The organism is Rhodovastum atsumiense, from assembly GCF_937425535.1.
GTDB lineage: Bacteria > Pseudomonadota > Alphaproteobacteria > Acetobacterales > Acetobacteraceae > Rhodovastum > Rhodovastum atsumiense.
Genome location: NZ_OW485601.1, coordinates 3,355,239 through 3,377,785 on the forward strand (window position 1 = coordinate 3,355,239; position 22,547 = coordinate 3,377,785).

Sequence of the window (22,547 nt, forward strand, 5' to 3'; positions counted from 1 at the left end):
CGCGCTACGCGAGCCTACCCGAACCCAGTCCATGCAGAAGGCCCCGCCATGACAACGACCACGATCTCGTCGGATGAGACCCGCACCGAGGGGGTTAGCCTTGTCGGAGGTGATGGCCTCATTGTCGAAAATGGCGGCACGCTTGCCACGTCCGGTGCTGCGGCGGTGGCGTGGAAGGGAGGGAGTGGTCTCACCACGGTGGACATTGGTGGCGAGGTGCTGGCATCCGGTGGCCGTGGGATCGACGCGAGCGGCACTCTTGCTTCGGGAAGCCAGATCTCTGTCGTGGTGGAAGGTGCTGGGCGGCTGGCGAGCAGTGACGATGCCATTCGCGTCAAAAATAATTTTACATCAGGTACGATTGAGATCGACAATTCCGGGTCGATCGTTTCCGCGGATATCGATGCGGCCGGAAAAAACGTGGCCAGCCCGGCCTCGAGTGGCCAAGCCATCGATCTGACGGCAATCACCAGCACCAGCACGACGATCGTTATTCGCAACCAGGAGGGCGGCGTGATCAGCGCCGCTGACGCCGATGCGATCCGTCCTGGTGCCAATACCCGGATCATCAACGCGGGCACGGTGACTGCGCTGGCCGAGAATGGAAATACCTCGAGCGACGGTATCGACTTCCAGGACACCGGCAGCGGCACGGTGACCAACGAGGCAACGGGCAGCATTATCGGCGCCCGGCATGGCATCACCGCAAAGACGGCCATTTCCGTGACCAATTCCGGGACGATCCAGGGGCAGCTCGGGTCCGGCATCAATCTCGACACCACCTCGGGCGTCGCGGTGATCGAGAACGCGCCAGGCGGCCTCATCGAGGGAACCGCCAGCGGCAGCCGTGACGGTGACGGCATTGACGTGGATTACCTGGCAACGGTGATCAATTCGGGGACCATCCGAGCTGCGGGCGTCAGCTCCGATTCAGGCACCCTGTCCGAAGCCATCACCATCGGTGGCGGCACCATCACCAACGCGAGCGGTGGACTCATCGTCAGCACCCAGCGTGCGATCACCGTGGACGACAGCAATGGGGGCGGTGCCTATGGGGCAACCACCATCACCAATGCCGGGACTATCGAGGGAGGGAATGGGGAGGCGATCTCCATCGTTGGCACCTTCGGGGACACGCTGACCAACTCCGGTTCGATCATCGGTGGTGTTGCGCTGGCTGGTGGCGACGATGTGCTGACCAATACCGGCACCATTTCCGGAGCCGTCTCGCTTGGGGAAGGCAACGACACGTTCAATGCCGGGACCGGCTCCACTGTCGGCGGTACGATCGATGGCGGCGATGGCAATGACGTCATCAACCTTTCCGGCTCGGGCACGGGCACCCTTGCAAACGTCACCAGTTTCGAGTCGCTCAATGTGGAAAGGGGTGACTGGAGCCTGATCGGGGCGCAGAGCTATGTCAGTGGGGTGACGATCGCCGCCGATGCGATTCTTGAGATTGTGAGTGGTGCATCGGTTACCGGAGCGATCACCGTGAGCGGCACGTTGTCCGTGGACGGGGTTGCTGTTTCCGATACGACGGTGTCGGCGGGCGGGTCGCTGGTGGTGTCCAGTGGCGGCAGCGCGGACGGCAGCGTGCTGGTGGGGGGCGAAGCCTGGGTGCTCTCGGGTGGCCGCACCAACGGCACCAGCGTCAGCGACGGCGGCACCGAATGGGTTGCGGGCGGTGTGGCGACCGGCACCACGCTGAGCGGTGGCAGCCAGATCGTGGAGGCGGGTGGCACGGCGAGCGGCACCCTGGTGGGTAGCGGCGGCGTGCTGGATGTCTCGGATGCCGGCACGGCGGTGGGCGCCGCGGTGACCGACGGTGGCACGGCGGCTTCCTACTGGGGCGGCACGCTGAACGGCACGACGGTGGCGAATGGCGGTGTCGTCTCGGCTTTCTCGGACGGCACGCTGAACGGTAGCACGGTGAACCTGGGCGGCACGCTGGTGGTGTCGTCGGGGGGCGTGGCCAGCGGCAGCACGGTAAACGATGGCGGTGCGGCCTGGGTGCGTGATGGCGGCAGCCTCAGCGACACCGTGGTGACCTCTGGTGGCGGCGTCATGGTGGAGCAGGACGGCACGGCGCTGGGCACGACGGTGTCGGCCGGTGGCTCGCTGGTGGTGTCCAGTGGCGGCAGCGCGGACGGCAGCGTGCTGGTGGGGGGCGAGGCCTGGGTGCTCTCGGGTGGCCGCACCAGCGGCACCAACGTCAGCGACGGCGGCACCGAATGGGTTGCGGGCGGCGTGGCGATCGGCACCACGCTGAGCGACGGCAGCCAGATCGTGGAGGCGGGCGGCACGGCGAGCGGCACCCTCGTGGGCAGCGGCGGCGTGCTGGATGTCTCGGATGCCGGCACGGCGGTGGGCGCCGCGGTGACCGACGGTGGCACGGCGGCTTCCTACTGGGGCGGCTCGCTGCGCGGCACGACGGTGGCGAATGGCGGTGTCGTCTCGGCTTTCTCGGACGGCACGCTGAGCGACACCACGGTGAACCTGGGCGGCACGCTGGTGGTGTCGTCGGGGGGCGTGGCCAGCGGCAGCACGGTGAACGATGGCGGCGCGGCCTGGGTGCGTGATGGCGGCAGCCTCAGCGACACCGTGGTGACCTCTGGTGGCGGCGTCATGGTGGAGCAGGACGGCACGGCGCTGGGCACGACGGTGTCGGCCGGTGGCTCGCTGGTGGTGTCCAGTGGCGGCAGCGCGGACGGCAGCGTGCTGGTGGGGGGCGAGGCCTGGGTGCTCTCGGGTGGCCGCACCAGCGGCACCAACGTCAGCGACGGCGGCACCGAATGGGTTGCGGGTGGCCTGGCGATCGGCACCACGCTGAGCGGCGGCAGCCAGATCGTGGAGGCAGGCGGCACGGCGAGCGGCACCCTGGTGGGCAGCGGCGGCGTGCTGGATGTCTCGGATGCCGGCACGGCGGTGGGCGCCGCGGTGACCGACGGTGGCACGGCGGCTTCCTACTGGGGCGGCTCGCTGCGCGGCACGACGGTGGCGAATGGCGGTGTCGTCTCGGCTTTCTCGGACGGCACGCTGAGCGACACCACGGTGAACCTGGGCGGCACGCTGGTGGTGTCGTCGGGGGGCGTGGCCAGCGGCAGCACGGTGAACGATGGCGGCGCGGCCTGGGTGCGTGATGGCGGCAGCCTCAGCGACACCGTGGTGACCTCTGGTGGCGGCGTCATGGTGGAGCAGGACGGCACGGCGCTGGGCACGACGGTGTCGGCCGGTGGCTCGCTGGTGGTGTCCAGTGGCGGCAGCGCGGACGGCAGCGTGCTGGTGGGGGGCGAGGCCTGGGTGCTCTCGGGTGGCCGCACCAGCGGCACCAACGTCAGCGACGGCGGCACCGAATGGGTTGCGGGTGGCCTGGCGATCGGCACCACGCTGAGCGGCGGCAGCCAGATCGTGGAGGCAGGCGGCACGGCGAGCGGCACCCTGGTGGGCAGCGGCGGCGTGCTGGATGTCTCGGATGCCGGCACGGCGGTGGGCGCCGCGGTGACCGACGGTGGCACGGCGGCTTCCTACTGGGGCGGCTCGCTGCGCGGCACGACGGTGGCGAATGGCGGTGTCGTCTCGGCTTTCTCGGACGGCACGCTGAGCGACACCACGGTGAACCTGGGCGGCACGCTGGTGGTGTCGTCGGGGGGCGTGGCCAGCGGCAGCACGGTGAACGATGGCGGCGCGGCCTGGGTGCGTGATGGCGGCAGCCTCAGCGACACCGTGGTGACCTCTGGTGGCGGCGTCATGGTGGAGCAGGACGGCACGGCGCTGGGCACGACGGTGTCGGCCGGTGGCTCGCTGGTGGTGTCCAGTGGCGGCAGCGCGGACGGCAGCGTGCTGGTGGGGGGCGAGGCCTGGGTGCTCTCGGGTGGCCGCACCAGCGGCACCAACGTCAGCGACGGCGGCACCGAATGGGTTGCGGGTGGCCTGGCGATCGGCACCACGCTGAGCGGCGGCAGCCAGATCGTGGAGGCAGGCGGCACGGCGAGCGGCACCCTGGTGGGCAGCGGCGGCGTGCTGGATGTCTCGGATGCCGGCACGGCGGTGGGCGCCGCGGTGACCGACGGTGGCACGGCGGCTTCCTACTGGGGCGGCTCGCTGCGCGGCACGACGGTGGCGAATAGCGGTGTCGTCTCGGCTTTCTCGGACGGCACGCTGAACGGTAGCACGGTGAACCTGGGCGGCACGCTGGTGGTGTCGTCGGGGGGTGTGGCCAGCGGCAGCACGGTGAACGATGGTGGCGCGGCCTGGGTGCGTGATGGCGGCAGCCTCAGCGACACCGCGGTGACCTCTGGTGGCGGCGTCACGGTGGAGCAGGACGGCACGGCACTGGGCACGACGGTGTCGGCCGGTGGCTCGCTGGTAGTATCCGGCGGCAGCGCGGACGGCAGCGTGCTGGTGGGGGGCGAGGCCTGGGTGCTCTCGGGTGGCCGCACCAGCGGCACCAGCGTCAGCGACGGCGGCACCGAATGGGTTGCGGGCGGTGTGGCGACCGGTACCACGCTGAGCGGCGGCAGCCAGATCGTGGAGGCAGGTGGCACGGCGAGCGGCACCCTGGTGGGTAGCGGCGGCGTGCTGGATGTCTCGGATGCCAGCACGGCGGTGGGCGCCGCGGTGACCGAGGGTGGCACGGCGGCTTCCTACTGGGGCGGCTCGCTGCGCGGCACGACGGTGGCGAATGGCGGTGTCGTCTCGGCTTTCTCGGATGGCACGCTGAGCGACACCACGGTGAACCTGGGCGGCACGCTGGTGGTGTCGTCGGGGGGTGTGGCCAGCGGCAGCACGGTGAACGATGGTGGCGCGGCCTGGGTGCGTGATGGCGGCAGCCTCAGCGACACCGCGGTCACCTCTGGTGGCGGCGTCACGGTGGAGCAGGACGGCACGGCGCTGGGCACGACAGTGTCGGCGAGTGGCTCGCTGGTGGTGTCCAGTGGCGGCAGTGCGGACGGCAGCGTGCTGGTGGGGGGCGAGGCCTGGGTGCTCTCGGGTGGCCGCACCAGCGGCACCAGCGTCAGCGACGGCGGCACCGAATGGGTTGCGGGCGGCGTGGCAACCGGCACCACGCTGAGCGGCGGCAGCCAGATCGTCGAGGCGGGTGGCACGGCGAGCGGCACCCTGGTGGGCAGTGGCGGCGTGCTGGATGTCTCGGATGCTGGCACGGCGGTGGGCGCCGCGGTGACCGATGGTGGTGTGGCGGCAGCTTACTGGGGCGGCTCGCTGCGCGGCACGACGGTGGCGAATGGCGGTGTCGTCTCGGCTTTCTCGGATGGCACGCTGAGCGACACCACGGTGAACCTGGGCGGCACGCTGGTGGTGTCGTCGGGGGGCGTGGCCAGCGGCAGCACGGTGAACGATGGCGGCGCGGCCTGGGTGCGTGATGGCGGCAGCCTCAGCAACACCGCGGTGACCTCTGGTGGTGGCGTCACGGTGGAGCAGGACGGCACGGCAGCGGATACCACGGTGTCGGCAGGCGGGTCGCTGGTGGTGTCCAGTGGCGGCAGCGCGGACGTCAGTGTGTTGGTCGGTGGTGAGGCCTGGGTGCTTTCGGGTGGCCGCACCAGCGGCACCAGCGTCAGCGACGGTGGCACCGAATGGGTCGAGGGCGGCGTGGCGACCGGCACCACGCTGAGCGGTGGCAGCCAGATCGTGGAGGCGGGCGGCACGGCGAGCGGCACCCTGGTGGGCAGCGGCGGCGTGCTGGATGTCTCGGATGCCGGCACGGCGGTGGGCGCCACGGTGACCGAGGGTGGCATGGCGGCGGCCTACTGGGGCGGCACGCTGAACGGCACCACGGTGCGTGATGGTGGCACGCTCACTGTCTGGGCGGATGGACGCGCGGTCGGGACCACGGTGGCCCTGGGGGGCGTCGAGAGCGTGGGCGGCGGCGGTGTTGCCATCGGTAGCACGATCGCCCGTGGCGGCGTGCTCGAGATCGTCTCGGGGGCCAATCTCAGCGAAACTTCCATCTACTCCGGCGGGATCATTGATTTCGACGATCTCGCCTATTCCGCAAACGTTACCGTCAGCTACGATGTCAAGACGCAGGTGCTCAGCGCCGTGGCCAACGGCGTTGCCGAAACCATCACCCTGTGGAATCCGTCAGGGAATGCCGGCTATCTCACCTTCGCGCTCGCCAGTGACTATGATGGTAGCCTCAAGGTGACAGTGACATGGGTGGACAGCACGCCGCCAGTGGTGACGGTGGCGCTGGCCAACGACACCGGTGCTTCCGCGACGGACGGACTGACCAACAACGCGACCCTGACCGGAACCGCGACGGCAGGAGGCACTGTCGTCGTGCGCAATGGCAGCACCGTGCTGGGCAGCACCACGGCCGATGCAGCGGGGCGATGGAGTTTCACGCCGGTGCTGGCCGATGGCAGCTATGCCCTGACCGTCACGGAAACGGATGCCAGTGGCAATACCGGTGCGGCCACGCTGGCTTTCACGCTGGATGCAACAGCCCCGACCGTCACTTTGGGGTTGGTGCATGATACCGGCAGCTCGGCGACGGATGGGGTCACCAGCAACCGGGCCCTGACCGGCACGGCGACAGCGGGCGCGACTGTCACCCTCCGCAACGGTGACACCGTGCTGGGTACTGCCACTGCGGATGCACAAGGGCGGTGGAGCTTCACGCCGGTCCTTGCCAATGGCAGCTACAGACTGACCGCGACTGAAACCGACGCTGCTGGCAACACCGGTTCGGCCACACTCGATGTCGTGTTGCAATCCGCGGTACCGCAGGATGTCGATGGTGATGGCAGGTCGGATGTCCTGGCGACCGACGCCGATGGCGGCATCGCCCTGTGGCCGCTGGTGAACGGCACGTTCGCGGCGACGCCGTCCTATATCGGCAGCAATGCGGATGGTTGGGGCTTCCTGGCAACCGGTGACTTCAATGGCGATGGCACCGCCGATGTCCTGGCCAAGCGGGCGGACGGCAGTCTGTCGGTGTGGGAGATGCGTGACGGAGCGGTCGTCGTGACGCATGCGCTCGGTATGCCGGGCACCGGCACCAGCGTGGCCGCCATCGGCGATATCGACGGCGACGGCGTGCAGGACATCCTGCTGCAGAGTGGCACCGGCGAGATCACCGCCTGGGAGATGCAGGATGGCCACGTCCGTGCGGTCACCACGGTGGGCCATACCGATGCGAACTGGAAACTGGCGGCGGCCACGGATCTCGATGCCGACGGCACCGACGACCTGGTCTTCACCAACGCAGATGGCAACGTCGCGGCCTGGGCGGTGAAGGATGGTGTTGCCATCACCGGCTCGAGCCTTGGCTTGATGGCCGAGGGGTGGCAGTTCGTGGCGGCTGGTGACGTCACCGGTGACGGTACTGCCGACCTGGTGTTCACGCACAGCAGCGGCACCGTGGCGTTCTGGCAGGTGCAGGGCGGTATCGTCACCGCTGCGGGTGCGATCGGCCAGTATGCCGAAGGCTGGAGCTTTGCCGGCATCGGTGACTACGATGCCGACGGCACCGCAGATCTCCTGTTCAGTCATGGTTCCGGCGTGGTCGCGGAATGGCGCCTGCAAGGCGGCGTTGCCGTCGAGGCGAGGGCGTTCGGTACCCTGCCCGCGCATTGGCAGGCGGTCTGAGAGTCTGTCTCTGAACTCATGCGGAACGAGCGAGCCGCCGGGTGAGGAGCATGACGGAGGCGGCGTAGAGGAAGGCGGTAGCCGAGGCGATGGTGGCCTCGAAGTCTCGGGCGAGACGGCGGTTTCGGCCGAGCCACGCGAAGCACCTTTCAACCACCCAGCGCCTTGGGTGAACGGCGAAGCCGACCTGACCGGCGGGCTTGCGGACGATCTCGATGGCGATGCACGTCGCGGCAGCCACACGCTCGGCGGCGTAGGCGGCATCGGCAAAGACACGCTCGATGAACGGGAAGCTGGCGCGCGACGCCTTGAGCACAGGCGGTGCGCCGTCGCGGTCCTGCACGCTGGCCGGGGTTACTTGGCCGACCAGCGGGCGTCCATCAGTGTCCACCAGAAGGTGGCGCTTGCGCCCGTTGATCTTCTTGCCTGCGTCGTAGCCGCGCGGGCCACCTGCCTCGGTGGTCTTGACGCTCTGGCTGTCAATCACTGCCGCCGAAGGGCTGGCCTCGCGACCGGCACGCTCACGGTCGGCCATGACGAGGTGGTGGTTGATCACCTCAAACACGCCCCGGTCGCGCCAGCGGGCAAACCAGCCATAGACCGTCTGGTGCGGCGGGAAGCAAGGCGGCAGCATCCGCCACGGAATGCCGCCGCGGAGCACGTAGAAGACCGCATCTATAATGTCGCGCAGCGGCCATTCCGGTGTGCGGCCCCGTGGTGAAGGGGGCGGCAATAGCGGCCTCAGCACGGCCCACTCGGCATCGGTGGTGTCGCTGGCGAAGCGCAGGCCATCGCGTCTATGTTGGGCGCGGGTGGTCGGGGTCCACATCAGGTGTCCATCCAACTCGGTCTCGACAACCTGTTGGAATCATACCTAACCCGGCCATCCAACCCCCATTCCGCATCCGTTCAGAGACAGCCTCTGAGGCGGACCCGCCGGGTCAGGGCACGGTGGATGTGCTCCGGCGCCGGGCCCGGCGGAGATAGTCGTGCGGTGTGCCGCCTGGCGGCAGGTCCTTCGGGATCGCCCGCCACCGGCAGCCGGTGGCGACGATGTCCATCGGCCTGTTGACGCTATTCCCGCAAATTCACAGGACAATCGGATATTTGGCACCGTCCTGCCTGCCAGGCAGGATCAGAGGGACCACAAGGGCCAATTCCTGGTTGGTCAGGTTGCTTGCATGTCGCGGCCGGCTACGGCCACGCCGCGCCCGGCTTTCCTTCGCCCAAAGCCCCGCAAGATGTCAGGCCGTTCATGGAATTCAAACCCTCCCCGGACAGACACCGGCGGGGGGCGTCCGGCCGGTTCAGCGCCCCGCCATGTGCTGCGTCGGGACAGGTCCGTCGCCGGCGGGCAGGACCGGCCGGCTCAACCGCTGGAAGACGAAGTCCAGCGCTTGTGGCAGCAATTCCCGCCATAGCACGAAATCATGATGCCCGGGCAGGATATGCAGGCTGGCCGGCCAGTCATGCTCGCGCCAGAGCCTGAACAGGGTGGCGGCGTGGCGGGCGATGTGCAACTCGTCCTCGGCGCCCGCGGCGATGAACAGCGGCACCGAGAGGTTGCGGGCGGCATAGGTGGTGATCAGGGAGGGATAGTTGAAATTCTGCCAGAGCGTCGGATCGAAGGCGCCCGCGCGCTGGAACACGGCCGCCTTGCGGCTGGCGGACTGCAGGGGCGGTTCGGGAACATAGATGGCGGGGCTGAGCAGCGCCGCCGCGGCGAAGCGATCGGGATATTTCAGCACGAAGCGCAGCGCGCCGTACCCGCCCATGGACTCGCCCGCGATTGCGCGTCCCTCGCGCGCGGCGATGGTGCGGAAACGGGCGGCGATGCGCGTGAGCAGATCCTCAACCAGGGCGGTCTCGACCCGTTCCCCGCGGTCGAGGTACCAGCTTCCCCGTGCGTATGGCATCACGATCAGGCATGGTGGAATCCTGCCCGTGGCGATCATGGCATCGGCGATGCGGCCGACCTGCCCCTGCGTGACCCATTCCTGCTCGTCCTGGTTGGCGCCATGCAGCAGATAGAGTACCGGATAAGAGAGGCGGCTGGTTTCGTAACCGGTCGGAAGATAGACGTTGTATGCCCATTCCCGACCGAGCGTGGCCGAGGTGAACCGTTCCGTCACGACGCTGCCGGCGCGTGCGGCGGCGACCAGGGACAGCAGGATGAGCAGTGCCATGCCGCCGCGCCGAAGGCCATTGCGAATGATCGGACGGCGTGAACGCGCGGCGCAGACAGCCCCTTGCCTCAACCAAGGCCTCCCGTTGGGGCCGGCGGGAGATGCGACATCGTTCCGCCGGAATGACGCGGCATCCGTCCGATACGGCGATGCCAACAGCCTCTGTAACGTGACGGATGCGGCCCGCTGCCGCAAGCCTTCGATGCGATGTGCCATGATCAGTCGGACAGCGTGATCCGGATGACACGATTTGCCCGTTCCCCCGGCGACGGCCGGGTCCGTCCTGCCCGGGAAGGGCAGGGGAGGTCAGGGGGCGGCCGGGCTGACCCGGCGCCCGCCGGCGCGTCCCGGCGCGGCTCCGGCGAGCGGGACTACCGGCTCGATTTCTTCCGCGGGCTGGCGCTGGTCTTCATCTTCATGGACCACATCCCCGACAACATCCCAAGCTATTTCACCCTGCGGTCCTTCGCGCTGTCCGACGCGGCGGAGGTCTTCATCTTCATCTCCGGCTACACCGCGGCCCTGGTGTATGGCCGGGCGCTGATGCGCGAGGGCGCGCTGATGGCCGGGGCGCATGTCTGGCGGCGCACCTGGCAGCTCTATGTCGCGCATCTGTGCATGTTCATGCTGTTCAATGCGCAGGTTTCCTTCACGTTACAGCATTTCAACAATCCCCTGTTCGCCGAGGAACTGGGGATCGGTGCCTATCTGGACCAGCCGGAGGAGGCGATCCTGCGGGTGCTGCTGCTGCAGTTGCAGCCTTCCTTCCTGAACATCCTGCCGCTGTACATCGCGCTGCTGGCGGCCTTTCCGCTGGTGCTGGTGGCGCTGCGCGCGCATCCGCTGCTGGCATTGCTGCCCTCGGCCGCGCTGTGGGCGGTGGTGCAGGTGTGGGATGTGAACCTGCCGGGCTATCCGGAGGCCCGGGAATGGTATTTCAACCCGCTGGCCTGGCAGTTCCTGTTCGTCATCGCCGCGACCTTCGGCTTCCGGCGGGCGCTGGGCCAGGAGCCGGTGCGCTGGCCGCGATGGCTGCTGCCGGCCGCCGCGGGATTCCTGGTCGTGGGCGGCGTCGTGCAGATGGCGACGATGCTGCATGCGATCCTGGGCGCCCCCACGGGATTCCTGGTCCTGCCGCTCTGGGCGGTGGACAAGACGCCGCTGCCACCGTTGCGATTGATCAGCATGCTGGCGCTGGCTTATCTGGTCGCCATGCTGGTGCCGCGCGACAGCCGTTTCATGATCTCACGCCCGGGTTGGCTGCTGGTCCTGTGCGGGCAGCAATCGCTCTATGTGTTCTGCCTGAGCATCCTGCTCTCGGTGCTCGGCAACATGGTGCTGACCATGTTCGGCGGCCGGCTGGGGCTGCAGATCCTGGTGAACCTGGCGGGGATCGTGGCGCTGATCGGCTTCGGCCTGCTGCTCTCCTGGTATTCCGGCGGCGGCCGCCTGCCGGTGCGGCCCCGGCCGCCACCGGCAGGGGGGGCGGCATGAGCGGGCCCGGCCTGTGGCTGGCACGGGCTATGGTGCTTCCGGCCTTGCTGCTGCCGGCCACGCCGTTGCCGGCCGTGCCCGCCGATCCGGCCTCCGCCGCGTCCACCGCCTGCCCCGTTCCGGACGAAATCGGGCTCTCTGGCATCGTCCTGCCGGCGGCGCGTGCGGCGGTACGGCGGGACCATCGGCTGGTGGTCCTTGCGCTTGGCGACGGTTCGACGCTGGGCAAGGCCGCGCAGGGCCCCGAGTACAGCTATCCGGCCCGGTTGCAGGCGCGGCTGCGGCAGGCCCTGCCCGGGGTGGACGTCAGCGTGGTGACGCGTGCGGCGCCGCACCGGACGGCGGCGGCGGTGGTGCGGAGCCTGGATGCCGACCTCGCCGGCACCGGGGCGCGGCTGGTGATCTGGAATGCCGGCACGGTGGAGGCCGGTCTCGGCACCGATCCGCTGGACCTCGCCGATGACATCAGCGCCGGGATCGCCCTCATCCGGGCCACCGGCGCCGACCTGATCCTGGTCGATCCGCAATTCGCCCCGAGCATCTCCCGCATCGTCGACCTGGCCCCCTATCGCGAGGCGGTGCGTCGCAGCGGCGCATCGAATGACGTGCCGGTGCTGGACCGCTACGAATTGATGCGGTCCTGGAGCAATTCCGGCCTGCTCGACCTGGATGTCACGGAGCCCGGGCGGCGGGTGCAGGTGGCGCGGCAGGTGTTCGATTGCCTTGCCGCGGCCCTGGCCGAGGCGATCCTGCCGGCGTTGACCCACGAGGACACGCCGTAGCCGGTGCATGCCTTCCTGCCGGTTTCATGGCAGGATCCCAAGCCCGGGATGACCACGCCGCGCCGGGGCGGAATGGGCTGTCTTTGATGGAGGGCAGGTGAAATGGGAAACTTCATCCTGGTATTTCAGTACGACGAGAATTCGCCAAAGCGCAGGAATGAACAGAAGCCATATCGCATCAATATAGACAGTATCGTATCTTACGAAAACACAGGCGAGTCTCGTTCGATCATAACCCTGGCGAATCAGGGCATTATCGATGCTGGCCATCATGTAAAGGATATTGATGAACTGATCCGTCGGGCCGGTGGGAAGATTGCCACCCTCGATTGAAGACCTGCGCGGATGGCGCCGCGCTGATCCGCCCTGCGGTTGCGCTCGAGGCGTGCTCCGGCGACCGGCTGATGCGCCGGTCGCCGCGCGCGGCTTCAGCCGAGCCCGGCCGGGTGGGGGGCACCGTTGCCGCGGCGGCGCGGCGGCTCCCCGGGGCGGAACGTGGTCGGCAGTTCGTCCACCTTGCGCAGGACGTTGACGATGGCGTCCCGGCACAACAGCAATTGCCAGCGGGTCTTGCCCGGCAGGGCGACGTCGTTCGAGGTCCGGTCGATGCAGGCCAGGGCGCGTTCCAGTTCAGTGCTCAGTTGCAATGGGCTGGGCATGGGAGCCTCCGGAAACGAGCGCCGGCGATTACCGGAAGTCGATGTTTTCGCTGTTATAAGCACGTGAACGCGGAGGTTTTCTGGCGGGACAGGCGTTAATAGTGCGCTTGCTCACATGGTTTTTCATGCGCCACGGTCAGCGGCGGCCGGCGGCACCGGGCAGATAAAGCGTGTGGTGCCAGTAGGCCGTCCCGAGCAGCGCCACCCCGGCGGCAAGATGTGCCACGCGGGCGGCGTGGCGGTAATTCCGCCCCCCATGATCCATGAGATAGCCGGTCAGCACCAGCGCCCCCATGGAAACCACCATGGCATTCTTGGCGTCGTTGCGGTGGCGGCGCAGGCGTTCGAGACTGGTATCCACCTCCCGCTCCGCGGCAGCCGGGACGGCGGGGAGCGTGGTCTGCGTCGTGCTCATGCGATCGGTTCCTTGGTGATCCTGGGAAGAGTGCCGGGGGCGCGCTGCCCGTCGCCGGCCATCGCATCGGCGAGCAGGGCGATGGTGGTGCCGTTGTGCAGCAGCGAGGACAGCACCGGCGGCAGCACGCCGAGCGACGCCCCCCCCATGATCGCGGTGTTCACCCCGACCGCGGCGGCGAAGTTGCGGCGGATCGTCGCCATGGTGGCGCGGGCGACGCCCATCGCCTCGACCAGCGCTTCCAGCCGGTCTTCCAGCAGCACCATGTCGGCGGTGGCGCGGGCGATGTCGCTCGCGCGTGGCATGGCGATGCCGAGATGCGCCGTCATCAGCGCTGGGCCGTCGTTCACGCCATCCCCGACATAGGCCACCTTGTGGCCATGCTGCTTCAACTCCTGCAGCACCGCGGCCTTCTGCTCCGGGTCGGCCTCGCAGATGATCTCGTCCAGGCCGAGCCCGTCGGCGATGTGATGCGCGCTCTCGCGCCGGTCGCCGGTGACCATCACCAGCCGCCGCACCCCGAGCCGGCGCAGCGCCGCCAGCGTCTCCGCCGCCTCGGCGCGGCGGCGGTCGCGCAGGGCGATGACGCCAAGCGGCCGGCCATCGAGCGCGACATGCAGCACCGTCTTGCCCTCGGCCTCGTAGCCGTCGAGCAACGGGGTGTACTGGGCGAAGGCCACGCGCTCGTGGTCGACCAGGTAATGGCGGCTGCCGATATGCAGCGTGCCGGCCTCGACCCGCGTGGTCAGGCCATGGCCGATGACGAAATCGACCTCTTCGTGGCCGATGTGGTGCATGCCCTCGGCGCGGGCGAGCCCGACCACGGCGGCGGCGACGGGATGGGTGGAATGCTCGGCGACCGAGGCGATGGTGGCGAGGAAGCGCTCGCGCGGCCAGGACTCCGGGTCGAACACCAGCACGTCGGTCACCACCAGCCGCCCATGCGTCAGCGTGCCGGTCTTGTCGAACACCACGGTGTCGATGCCGGCCAGCGCCTCCAGCGCCGGGCCGCCCTTCAGCAGGATGCCGCGCCGGGCGCTTTGGTACAGCGCCGACTTCACCGCGACCGCCGCGCCCAGCTTGAGCGCACAGGAATAATCGACCAGGAACATCGAGGCGAGCCGTCGCGTATCCCGCGTCAGCGCGAACACCAGCGCCCCGGAGCCGAGGCTGATCCAGACGCGTCGGTCGGCCAGGTCCTCGGCCACGCGCTGGATGTCGCCGCGCCTGTTCAGCGCTTCCTGGATGAAGCGGCTGATGCGCGCGGTGGTGGTGGCCTCGCCGACCCGCTCGGCGAGGATGACCAGCCGGCCTTCCTCGACCACCGTGCCCGACAGCACCGGGTCGTCGGCCTCCTTCGGAATGGGCAGGCTCTCGCCGGTGACCGAGGACTGGTTGACGGTGGCGCCGCCGGCCAGCACGCGCCCGTCCACCGGGATCATCTCGCCGGCCTGGACATGCACGCGGTCGCCTTCGACCAGCAGGGCGAAAGCGAGCGTTATCACCTCGCCGTCGCGCTCGACCATCGCGGTGTCCGGGTTGGGGCGCAACAGGCGGCGGATCAGCGCATCGGAGCGGCGCCGGGTCGAGGCCTCGATGTATTCAGACAGTTCCAGCAGGAACTGGGTGGCGCAGGCGGTGAAATAATCCTGCCGCGCCGCGGCAAGGCCGATCGACAGCGCGTCCAGCACTTCCACCTTCACGCCGCGCCGGGCCAGCACGCGCGCCCCCCGCGCCAGGGTCGGGGCGATGCTGGCCAGCGTCAGCGCCAGTCGCAGCGGCGGCGGCAGCAGCAGCGAGGCCAGCGCGGCGGCGCCGGTGAAGACCAGCGGGCCGGGCGAGGCCTCCGCCGCCTCGGTGCCGTCCGGTGGCGGCAGGTCGGCGGCGCGCAGCCCCGCCAGGGTCCGCAGCACCCGCTCCCGCGTGCCACGCCGTCCGTCATGCTCGACCACGACGCAGCCGGCGCGCGCATTGACGCGCACGCCGTCGACGCCGGGGACGGCCTCGATCCGCGACGCCAGCGCCCCGGCCTCGACCCGGGCGAGGTCGAGGCCGCCGGGGCGCAGACGCAGCCGCAGCGGGGTTTCATGGAGGATGCGGCATGGCACGGGGTGGGTCATCGCTGCGGCGGCGTGCCGTCGGTGGGGGGCATGCCGGCCGTCTGGCGCAGCTCCGCCTCCGCGTCGCGGAAACGCTCCTTCACCTCCTCGAGCCCGCCCTGCACGCCGGCCCAGGCCGAGACCAGGCTGCGGATCAGGGTGCGCTGCACCGCCTCGTTGCTCAGCAACGCAGCCGCGGCGGCACCGACCAGCATGCCGGTGAGCAGGTCATGGTGCTGGCCATGGTGCCAGGGAGTGGCGGGGCCACCGGCCCGGCTGGGATCGACGGCCGGCGCGGGGCCGTAGCCCGGCGGCGGATACCAGCCCGGGGCGGTGCCAGGATGCCAGTGGGGGTAACCGGCGGGATGGCCATGCGGCGCATGCCACTGGCCGGGGGGCGGGCCATACCAGCCATAGGGCGGGGGCGGCGGCGGGTAGGCGCCGCCGGGCCAAGGCTGTCCCTGCGCCTCGTCGGGTCCTGGTGCGGTGGCCTGCGGATGTGGATCGGTCACGGTGATGGGTCTCCTCGGCACGTCACGTCAGGGGAAGGCAAGGGCTCCGCCCTTGACCCGGCAGGGGTCAGGGGACCCCTGCACCCCAATTCGCGCTGCGCGGCACAGAATGGGATCCAAGGGCCTGTGGCCCTTGGTGGAGGTCCAGGAGGCAAAGCCTCCTGGCAGGGTCCGGGGCAGCGCCCCGGATCAGCCCTGGCTGGCGGTGCCGTCGTCCCGCGCCGGCGCCGCCGGGCGCGACTGCAGCAGCATCACCGCCGCCGCCCCGATCGCGGCCCCCACCCAGAAGCCGCGGCCGCCGAGGGCGGGCAACTGGGACAGCAGGGCGTGGTAGGGCGAAGCCGGATGAGGGGCGTCGTAATGCGGCCCGTATCCCGGCGTGCCGGGGGGATACGGATAGGGGTAGGGGGGATGCGACATGTTGCCTCCTTGATTCGATGTGCCGGCGCTCAGATGGCTGTGCCGGGTTCCGCCGCCTGCAGGCGGTCGAGCAGCCCGGCGGCCTCGCCGGCTGCGAGGGTGAGCAGGCGTTCCCAGGTGGCCGGTGCCAGCACGGCCGGGTCGTAGGCGACGACCAGGCTGCGGGCGGGCAGGTTGAGGTCGATGCCGGCGATGCCGCGGATGCGCCCGAGCAGGGGGCGCAGCCGTTCGGTGCGTCCGCCCATGGCGCGGCTCAGCGGCAGCGGGTCGAAGCGCAGCCGGATGCGGCCGGGGATGTGGTGGGCGATGGTGATATACCGTCGTGCCGCCAGCAGGGCCGCGAGGTCTTCGGCCGGCAGGCTCACGAACAGCACCCCGACTTGCCGCCCCCATCTCCGCCGCAGCCGGAGCAGCCGCAGCCGCGTTGGGCCGGCGGGCGTCCGGCCAGCCGGCGCAGCCGGTCGGTCACCGCGCGTGGCAGCAGCATCGACCAGAGGATCCAGCCGACTGCCGCGCTCACCAGCACCAGGACGACGAGTTCCTGCCACATCGGCTCAGCCCCCCAGCAGCGCGGTGGCGACGCGGAAGGTGACGAAGGACGCCGCGTACGCCAGTGCCAGCAGGTAGGTGAACATCGCCAGCGGCCACAGCCAGGAATTGGTCTCGCGCCGCACCACCCCCAGCGTGGAGATGCATTGCGGGGCGAACACGAACCAGGCGAGCAGGGCGAGCGCGGTGGGCAGGCTCCAGTCGGCGGCGAGGGTGCTGGCCAGCGATGCTTCCAGGGCGTCGCCGGTCTCGCTGAGCGCGTAGACGGTGCCGAGCGCCGCCACCGCCACTTCCCGTGCCGCCATGCCGGGCACCAGGGCGATGGCGATCTGCCAGGTGAAGCCGATCGGGGCGAGCAGCGGTGCCAGTGCCTTGCCGATCTGCCCGGCGAAGCTGTAGTCGATGGCCGGGCCGGTGGCGCCGTCCGGTGGCACCGGATAGGAGGCCAGGAACCACAGCAGCACCATGATGGCGAAGATGATCGTGCCGGCGCGCACCAGGAAGATCCGGGCGCGTTCAAGCAGGCCGAGCAGCACGTCGCGTGGGTTGGGCCAGCGATAGGCGGGCAGTTCCATCAGCAGCGGCTCGCGCGCGCCGCGCAGGGTGGTGCGCTTGAGCACGAAGGCCACCGCCAGCGCCGCCAGGATGCCGGCCGCGTACAGCGCGAACATCACCAGCCCCTGCAGGCCGACGAAGCCGCCCAGCACGGTTTCGGCGGGGATGAAGGCGGCGATCAGCAGGGTGTAGACCGGCAGCCGCGCCGAGCAGGTCATCAGTGGCGCGATCATGATGGTGGCCAGCCGGTCGGCGCGGTTCTCGATGGTGCGCGCGGCCATGATGCCGGGGATGGCGCAGGCGAAGCTGGAGAGCAGCGGGATGAAGGCGCGGCCGTGCAACCCGACCCCGCCCATCAGCCGGTCCAGCAGGAAGGCGGCGCGCGCCATGTAGCCGGAGGCTTCCAGGATCTGGATGAACAGGAACAGGATCAGGATCTGCGGCAGGAAGATCACCACGCTGCCCACGCCCGCGATCACGCCGTCCACGATCAGGCTTTTCAGCGGGCCGTCCGCCATGGCCGCGCCGACATGGGCCTGCAGCCCGCTCATGCCGGCGTCGATCAGGTCCATCGGCGCCGCCGCCCAGGCGAACACCGCCTGGAACACCAGGAACAGCACCGTCAGCAGCGCCAGCATGCCGGCCAGCGGGTGCAGCAGCACCCGGTCCACCCGCCGCGTCAGCTCCGGCGGGCGGCCCGGCTCGCGCAGGGCGTCTGCCAGGATGCGGTCGATTTCGCGGCGGAAGCCGCGCAGCTCGACCGGCCCGGGCTCGACCCAGTCGCAGCCGCCGGCCTGCTGGCGCAGCGCCGGCGCCAGCGTGTCGATCTGCGCCAGCAGGTCGGCGATGCCGTCGCGGCGGATTGCCACCGTCGGCACCACCGGCACCCCGAGCGCGGCCGAGAGCGCCGCCGTGTCGATGCGGCAGCCACGCCGCTCTGCCATGTCCATCATGTTCAGCGCCACGATCAGCGGCCGGCCGAGCCGCTTCAGTTCCAGCGCGAGGCTGAGATTGAGCCGCAGATTGGTGGCATCGGCGACGAACACCACCACGTCGGGCGGGGCTTCATGGGTGAAGCGGCCGAGCACGACGTCGCGGGTGACCGCCTGGTCGGGGCTGTGGGCGGTGAGCGAATAGGTGCCGGGCAGGTCCACCACCTGCACGCGGCGGCCGCCGGGGCTGACCAGTTGCCCGACCTTCCGCTCCACGGTCACGCCGGGATAGTTCGCCACTTTCTGGCGGCTGCCGGTAAGGGCGTTGAACAGCGCGGTCTTGCCGCAATTGGGATTGCCGACGAGGGCAATGCGTGGCGCGCCGACCAGCGCGGTGGTGGCGGACATGGCGGATCGATCCTGCTGAAAGGGGGCGGGGCGGTCAGGCGAGCGGGGCGATGCGCACCGCGCGGGCCTCGTTGCGGCGCAGCGCCAGCACGTGCTCGTCCACCCGCACGGCGATGGGGTCGTGGCCCGGGAAGCCTTCGTGCATCACCTCGAGCTGCGCGCCCTCCACCAGGCCCATCTCGATCAGCCGCCGCTCCAACTGGCCGGCGGCGAAGGGGGTGGCGACACCGGTCTCGTCGAGCGCGGTCACGCTGGCGCGCTGGCCCTTGCGCAGGTCGGCGAGGCTGGTGGGCACGCGGGGCGCGGGAGAGCTGGGCATGGTGTCTGCGACTCCTGTCCGGTCGGCGGGCTTGTCCGCGGCAGCGGAATGTTGCTGCCTGCCATAATGCGAATAGATCTTATTTTCAACTCCAACCACCCGGACAGATCGCGCGCCCCGTCCCGTAGGTGCGGTAATGGCGTGTGCGATCGGTGGGCCATTTGGCGTGCGAAACTCCTTTTCCATACAACCTGTGCGTGCTACATGTCCGCGCGAAAGATGGTCACGCTCTGGGCCGACTGCCGGGGGTGCGATCACGGAAACACCCGATTTCGTCGCATCGCGCGTCGATGGTCAGAGCCAGGGGACGAAGAGACGTGTCTGACGCTGGGGCACCCATGCCGGCTGTGATCTGCCTGGACGGGCCATTGACGATCGGGACGGCGGATCCGATTCGTGGGCGAATCCTCGAAGCTCTGGGTCAGCATCGTGCGATAGAAATCGATTGTGCGGCTGATAGCGAAACCGATATAAGTTTTGTCCAGATATTGATAGCGACCCACATTCTTGCAAAGCAACAGGATCGATTGCTTACAATTTCGGGTCGTTTTCAGTTGATTGTTCGAAACCTTATGGAACGTGCCGGTCTGCCCGGCAGTTTCAGCAGTGATGTTTTGTCGTTCGACAAGGCATCGATCGGAAAGAGCGCCCCGTGACAAAGACAATTCTTGCCGTCGACGATTCCGCCAGCATGCGCCAGATGGTGCGACTGACGCTTTCCTCGGCCGGGTACCAGGTCATCGAAGCCGCGAATGGTGCCGAAGGTCTTGCGAAACTTCAGGCCTCCGGTGTGCAGATGGTGGTGACCGACCTCAACATGCCGGTGATGGACGGCCTGACCTTCATCCGCGAGGCCCGCAAGCTGCCGGTGGGGCGCGGCCTGCCCATCGTCTTCCTGACCACCGAATCCGATGCCGGGATCAAGCAGCAGGCCAAGGAAGCCGGCGCCACCGGCTGGATCGTCAAGCCGTTCCAGCAGGAGCAGCTGGTGGCGGTCATCAGAAAGGTACTGGGCCCATGAATGCGCCGGATCCGTCCGAGACCTTCCGCCAGGAAGCCGCCGAGCTCCTGGAACAACTCGAGCAGGCGTTGCTCGACCTCGAACAGGATCCGACCAATCACGAGCCGCTCGATTCCGCCTTCCGGGCGCTGCACACCATCAAGGGCTCGGGGGCCATGTTCGGCTTCGAGCCGGTGGCGGTCTTCACCCATGATTTCGAAACCGCGTTCGATCGCTTGCGAAAAGGGAAGGCGCAGACCAGCCACGAGCTGATCGCCGTTGCCCTGCTGGCCAAGGATCACATCCGCACCCTGATCCAGGCCCCCGAGCAGGCCGACGCGGCGGCCGGCGAAGCCATCCTGCGGGACCTGCAGGCCATTGTCGCGCCGGGGGGCGCGCCTGCCATTGTCCCGGCGGGAGGTGAGGCCGCCCCGGCCAGCCCGCCCCCCGTGCCGGCCGCGCCGCCGGCGGGCACGACCTGGCGCCTGCACATAAGGTTGCCACGAAACGCTCTCACCAATGGCACCAACCCGCTGCTGCTGCTGGACGAGCTGCGCACGCTGGGCGAGTGCGTCGTCACCGCCCTGATCGACGAGGTGCCGCCCCTCGACGACCTGGATGCGGAGGCCTGCTATCTGCACTGGGAGGTGGTGCTCACCACCACCCACCCGCGCTCGGCAATCGACGACGTGTTCATCTTCGTCATCGACGACATGACGCTGAGCATCGAACGGGTCGAGCCCGACACCGTCGCGCCGCCATCCGCCGCCCCGCCCGTCGAGGTTGCGCCCGCCGGGGTCCCGGCGGCCACGGCGCCGCCGCCCGCCGCGCCGGCCCCCGCCCGAGCCACGCCCGCATCCCCCGCCCCGCGCGAGGCCGCGCCGGCCCGCGAGGCCGCCAAGCCCGGCTCCACCAGCCTGCGCGTCCCGGCCGAACGACTGGACGAGCTGATGGACCGCGTCGGCGAACTGGTGATCACCCAGGCCCGGCTGTCCCAGCTTGCCGGCGTGCTCGGGGACGCCAACCTCAAATCCGTCGCCGAGGAGATCGAGCGCCTCGCCAGCGGCCTGCGCGACACCACGATGGGCATCCGCATGGTGCCGATCGGTTCGTTGTTTGGCCGCTTCCGCCGGGTCGTGCACGACCTCTCGCGTGACCTGGGCAAGCAGGTGGAGCTGGTCACGTCCGGCGAGGAGACCGAGCTCGACAAGACCATGATCGAGCGGCTCGCCGACCCGCTGGTCCACCTGATCCGCAACGCCATCGACCACGGCCTGGAAGCGCCGCCGGCCCGCATCGCCGCGGGCAAGCCGGCCGGGGGGCAGGTGCGGCTGACCGCGCGCCATGCCGGGGCCGAGGTGCTGGTCTCGCTCGCCGATGACGGGCGCGGGCTGGATCGCGAACGGATCCTTGCGAAATGTCGTGAGCAGGGACTGCTCACCACCGAAAATCCGCCCGATTCCGAACTGTTCCAGTTCATCTTCCATCCCGGCTTCTCCACCGCGAAGGAGATCTCGGCCGTCTCCGGGCGGGGCGTGGGCATGGACGTGGTGAAGCAGACGATCGAGGCCCTGCGCGGCGCGATCGACCTGGTCAGCCGGCCGGGGCAGGGCACCGAGGTCACGCTGCGCCTGCCGCTGACGCTGGCGATCATCGAGGGACTGCTGGTGCGGGTCGGGCGCGGCACCTACGCCTTGCCGCTCTCGGCGGTGGAGGAATGCGTCGAGCTGCCCTCGGCCGATGAAACCCGTTCCCGCGGCCGCAGTTTCCTCAACATCCGCGGCGAGCTGGTGCCGTTCCTGCGCCTGCGCGACATCTTCGCGGTGCAGACGCCGCCCGACCCGTTCCAGAAGGTGGTGGTGGTGTCGGCGGGTGACCTGCGCGTCGGGCTGCTGGTCGACCAGATCGTCGGCAGCCACCAGACCGTCATCAAGTCGCTCTCGAAGCTGCATGCCGGCATCGGGCATTTCTCCGGCGCGACCATCCTGGGCGACGGCACCGTCGCGCTGATCCTGGACATCCCGCATCTGGTCGAAACCGGCCAGCAGCGCGAGGAGCGGTTGCGCGCCGCGCAGATGGAGGCGGCATGACCATGGCATCCCCCGAGCCCACCACGCCGCTGCAGGTGCTCATGCTGGGCCTGGGCGACGAGATCTTCGCCGTCGAGGCCGCGATCGTGCGCGAGATCCTCGACCCGGTGCCGGTCACCGAGGTGCCCGGCGCCCGCGGCTTCGTCGGCGGCGTGGTGAACGTGCGCGGCAAGGTGGTGCCGCTGGTCGATCTGCGGCTGCGCTTCGGCATGGAGGCGATCCGCTCCACCGTCGACACCCGCATCGTCGTCATCGAGATCGATCTTGGCGGCGATCCCACCATCGTCGGCATGCTGGCCGACAAGGTGCACGAGGTAACCGAGATCTCGGCAGCCTCGCTGGAAAAGCCGCCGCCGGTCGGCATGCACTGGCGGCCGGAATTCATCCGCTTCATCGGCAAGCACCGCGACGGCTTCGTCATCGTCCCCGACATGGACCGCCTGTTCACCTGAGCCTTCCCGAAGGGGTGGCAGCGCGCTGCGCCGCGACCCGCAGACTGCCACGACAGATCCG

The 22,547-nt window shown here is 69.4% G+C and carries 19 protein-coding genes; 8 read left to right on the forward strand and 11 right to left on the reverse strand.

Translation table 11 applies throughout. From position 1 onward, the window contains the following. The first annotated feature begins 48 nt into the window (after positions 1–48). Positions 49–7,614, forward strand: coding sequence for an Ig-like domain-containing protein (locus tag NBY65_RS15335; protein ID WP_250265679.1), 7,566 nt, complete (start codon positions 49–51; stop codon positions 7,612–7,614). A gap of 16 nt (positions 7,615–7,630) precedes the next feature. On the opposite strand, the gene NBY65_RS15340 is transcribed toward NBY65_RS15335, so the two are convergent. Both NBY65_RS15340 and NBY65_RS15345 read right to left on the reverse strand, forming a co-directional pair. Then, on the reverse strand, positions 7,631–8,443 hold the full coding sequence (locus NBY65_RS15340; RefSeq protein WP_250265680.1) for an IS5 family transposase: 813 nt from the start codon (positions 8,441–8,443) through the stop codon (positions 7,631–7,633). 478 nt (positions 8,444–8,921) lie between these two features. Continuing rightward, a complete protein-coding gene (locus NBY65_RS15345) occupies positions 8,922–9,800 on the reverse strand; it encodes an alpha/beta hydrolase (protein ID WP_162530386.1) in 879 nt (292 codons plus the stop codon). 240 nt (positions 9,801–10,040) lie between these two features. Between NBY65_RS15345 and NBY65_RS15350 the strand changes: the two genes are divergently transcribed. The 3 genes from NBY65_RS15350 to NBY65_RS15360 all read left to right on the forward strand — a co-directional run bounded on the left by NBY65_RS15350 (position 10,041) and on the right by NBY65_RS15360 (position 12,409). After that, positions 10,041–11,294, forward strand: coding sequence for an OpgC family protein (locus NBY65_RS15350; protein WP_162530387.1), 1,254 nt, complete (start codon positions 10,041–10,043; stop codon positions 11,292–11,294). Then, positions 11,291–12,076: an SGNH/GDSL hydrolase family protein gene (locus NBY65_RS15355; protein WP_150039160.1), complete on the forward strand. Its 786-nt coding sequence runs from the start codon at positions 11,291–11,293 to the stop codon at positions 12,074–12,076. The genes NBY65_RS15350 and NBY65_RS15355 overlap by 4 nt, the downstream gene beginning before the upstream one ends. Positions 12,077–12,178: 102 nt before the next feature. Continuing rightward, positions 12,179–12,409 (forward strand): hypothetical protein, encoded by a 231-nt coding sequence (locus tag NBY65_RS15360; protein WP_150039161.1) that lies wholly within the window; start codon positions 12,179–12,181, stop codon positions 12,407–12,409. Between the two features lie 95 nt (positions 12,410–12,504). Here NBY65_RS15360 and NBY65_RS15365 read toward each other — a convergent pair whose 3' ends face one another. The 9 genes from NBY65_RS15365 to NBY65_RS15405 all read right to left on the reverse strand — a co-directional run bounded on the left by NBY65_RS15365 (position 12,505) and on the right by NBY65_RS15405 (position 18,944). After that, on the reverse strand, positions 12,505–12,735 hold the full coding sequence (locus tag NBY65_RS15365) for a hypothetical protein (protein ID WP_150039162.1): 231 nt from the start codon (positions 12,733–12,735) through the stop codon (positions 12,505–12,507). A gap of 136 nt (positions 12,736–12,871) precedes the next feature. Next, a complete protein-coding gene (locus NBY65_RS15370) occupies positions 12,872–13,150 on the reverse strand; it encodes a hypothetical protein (protein WP_239002663.1) in 279 nt (92 codons plus the stop codon). Then, positions 13,147–15,270, reverse strand: a complete 2,124-nt coding sequence (locus NBY65_RS15375; protein WP_150039163.1) for a heavy metal translocating P-type ATPase — start codon at positions 15,268–15,270, stop codon at positions 13,147–13,149. The genes NBY65_RS15370 and NBY65_RS15375 overlap by 4 nt, the downstream gene beginning before the upstream one ends. Next, entirely contained in the window at positions 15,267–15,761 is a 495-nt protein-coding gene (locus NBY65_RS15380) for a hypothetical protein (RefSeq protein WP_150039164.1), read from the reverse strand. Before NBY65_RS15380 ends, NBY65_RS15375 begins: the two co-directional genes overlap by 4 nt. A 189-nt stretch (positions 15,762–15,950) precedes the next feature. Continuing rightward, positions 15,951–16,181 carry a hypothetical protein gene (locus tag NBY65_RS15385; protein ID WP_150039165.1) on the reverse strand — a complete coding sequence of 77 codons (231 nt, stop codon included), beginning with the start codon at positions 16,179–16,181 and terminating at the stop codon, positions 15,951–15,953. A gap of 29 nt (positions 16,182–16,210) precedes the next feature. Beyond that, entirely contained in the window at positions 16,211–16,546 is a 336-nt protein-coding gene (locus NBY65_RS15390) for a cation transporter (RefSeq protein ID WP_150039166.1), read from the reverse strand. Then, on the reverse strand, positions 16,543–16,731 hold the full coding sequence (locus NBY65_RS15395; RefSeq protein ID WP_150039167.1) for a hypothetical protein: 189 nt from the start codon (positions 16,729–16,731) through the stop codon (positions 16,543–16,545). Before NBY65_RS15395 ends, NBY65_RS15390 begins: the two co-directional genes overlap by 4 nt. Before the next feature lie 4 nt (positions 16,732–16,735). After that, positions 16,736–18,625, reverse strand: coding sequence for a ferrous iron transport protein B (gene feoB, locus NBY65_RS15400; protein ID WP_150039168.1), 1,890 nt, complete (start codon positions 18,623–18,625; stop codon positions 16,736–16,738). A gap of 34 nt (positions 18,626–18,659) precedes the next feature. Continuing rightward, the gene (locus NBY65_RS15405) at positions 18,660–18,944 is read right to left on the reverse strand and encodes a FeoA family protein (RefSeq protein WP_150039169.1); all 285 of its coding nucleotides are present in this window, start codon (positions 18,942–18,944) and stop codon (positions 18,660–18,662) included. 338 nt (positions 18,945–19,282) lie between these two features. Between NBY65_RS15405 and NBY65_RS15410 the strand changes: the two genes are divergently transcribed. The 4 genes from NBY65_RS15410 to NBY65_RS15425 are packed head-to-tail and all read left to right on the forward strand — an operon-like array spanning position 19,283 to position 22,486. Continuing rightward, a complete protein-coding gene (locus NBY65_RS15410; RefSeq protein ID WP_162530388.1) occupies positions 19,283–19,600 on the forward strand; it encodes an STAS domain-containing protein in 318 nt (105 codons plus the stop codon). Further along, a complete protein-coding gene (locus NBY65_RS15415; protein WP_150039171.1) occupies positions 19,597–19,965 on the forward strand; it encodes a response regulator in 369 nt (122 codons plus the stop codon). The genes NBY65_RS15410 and NBY65_RS15415 overlap by 4 nt, the downstream gene beginning before the upstream one ends. Beyond that, on the forward strand, positions 19,962–22,034 hold the full coding sequence (locus NBY65_RS15420) for a chemotaxis protein CheA (RefSeq protein WP_150039172.1): 2,073 nt from the start codon (positions 19,962–19,964) through the stop codon (positions 22,032–22,034). The genes NBY65_RS15415 and NBY65_RS15420 overlap by 4 nt, the downstream gene beginning before the upstream one ends. After that, positions 22,031–22,486 carry a chemotaxis protein CheW gene (locus tag NBY65_RS15425; protein ID WP_150039173.1) on the forward strand — a complete coding sequence of 152 codons (456 nt, stop codon included), beginning with the start codon at positions 22,031–22,033 and terminating at the stop codon, positions 22,484–22,486. The genes NBY65_RS15420 and NBY65_RS15425 overlap by 4 nt, the downstream gene beginning before the upstream one ends. Positions 22,487–22,547: the final 61 nt, after the last annotated feature.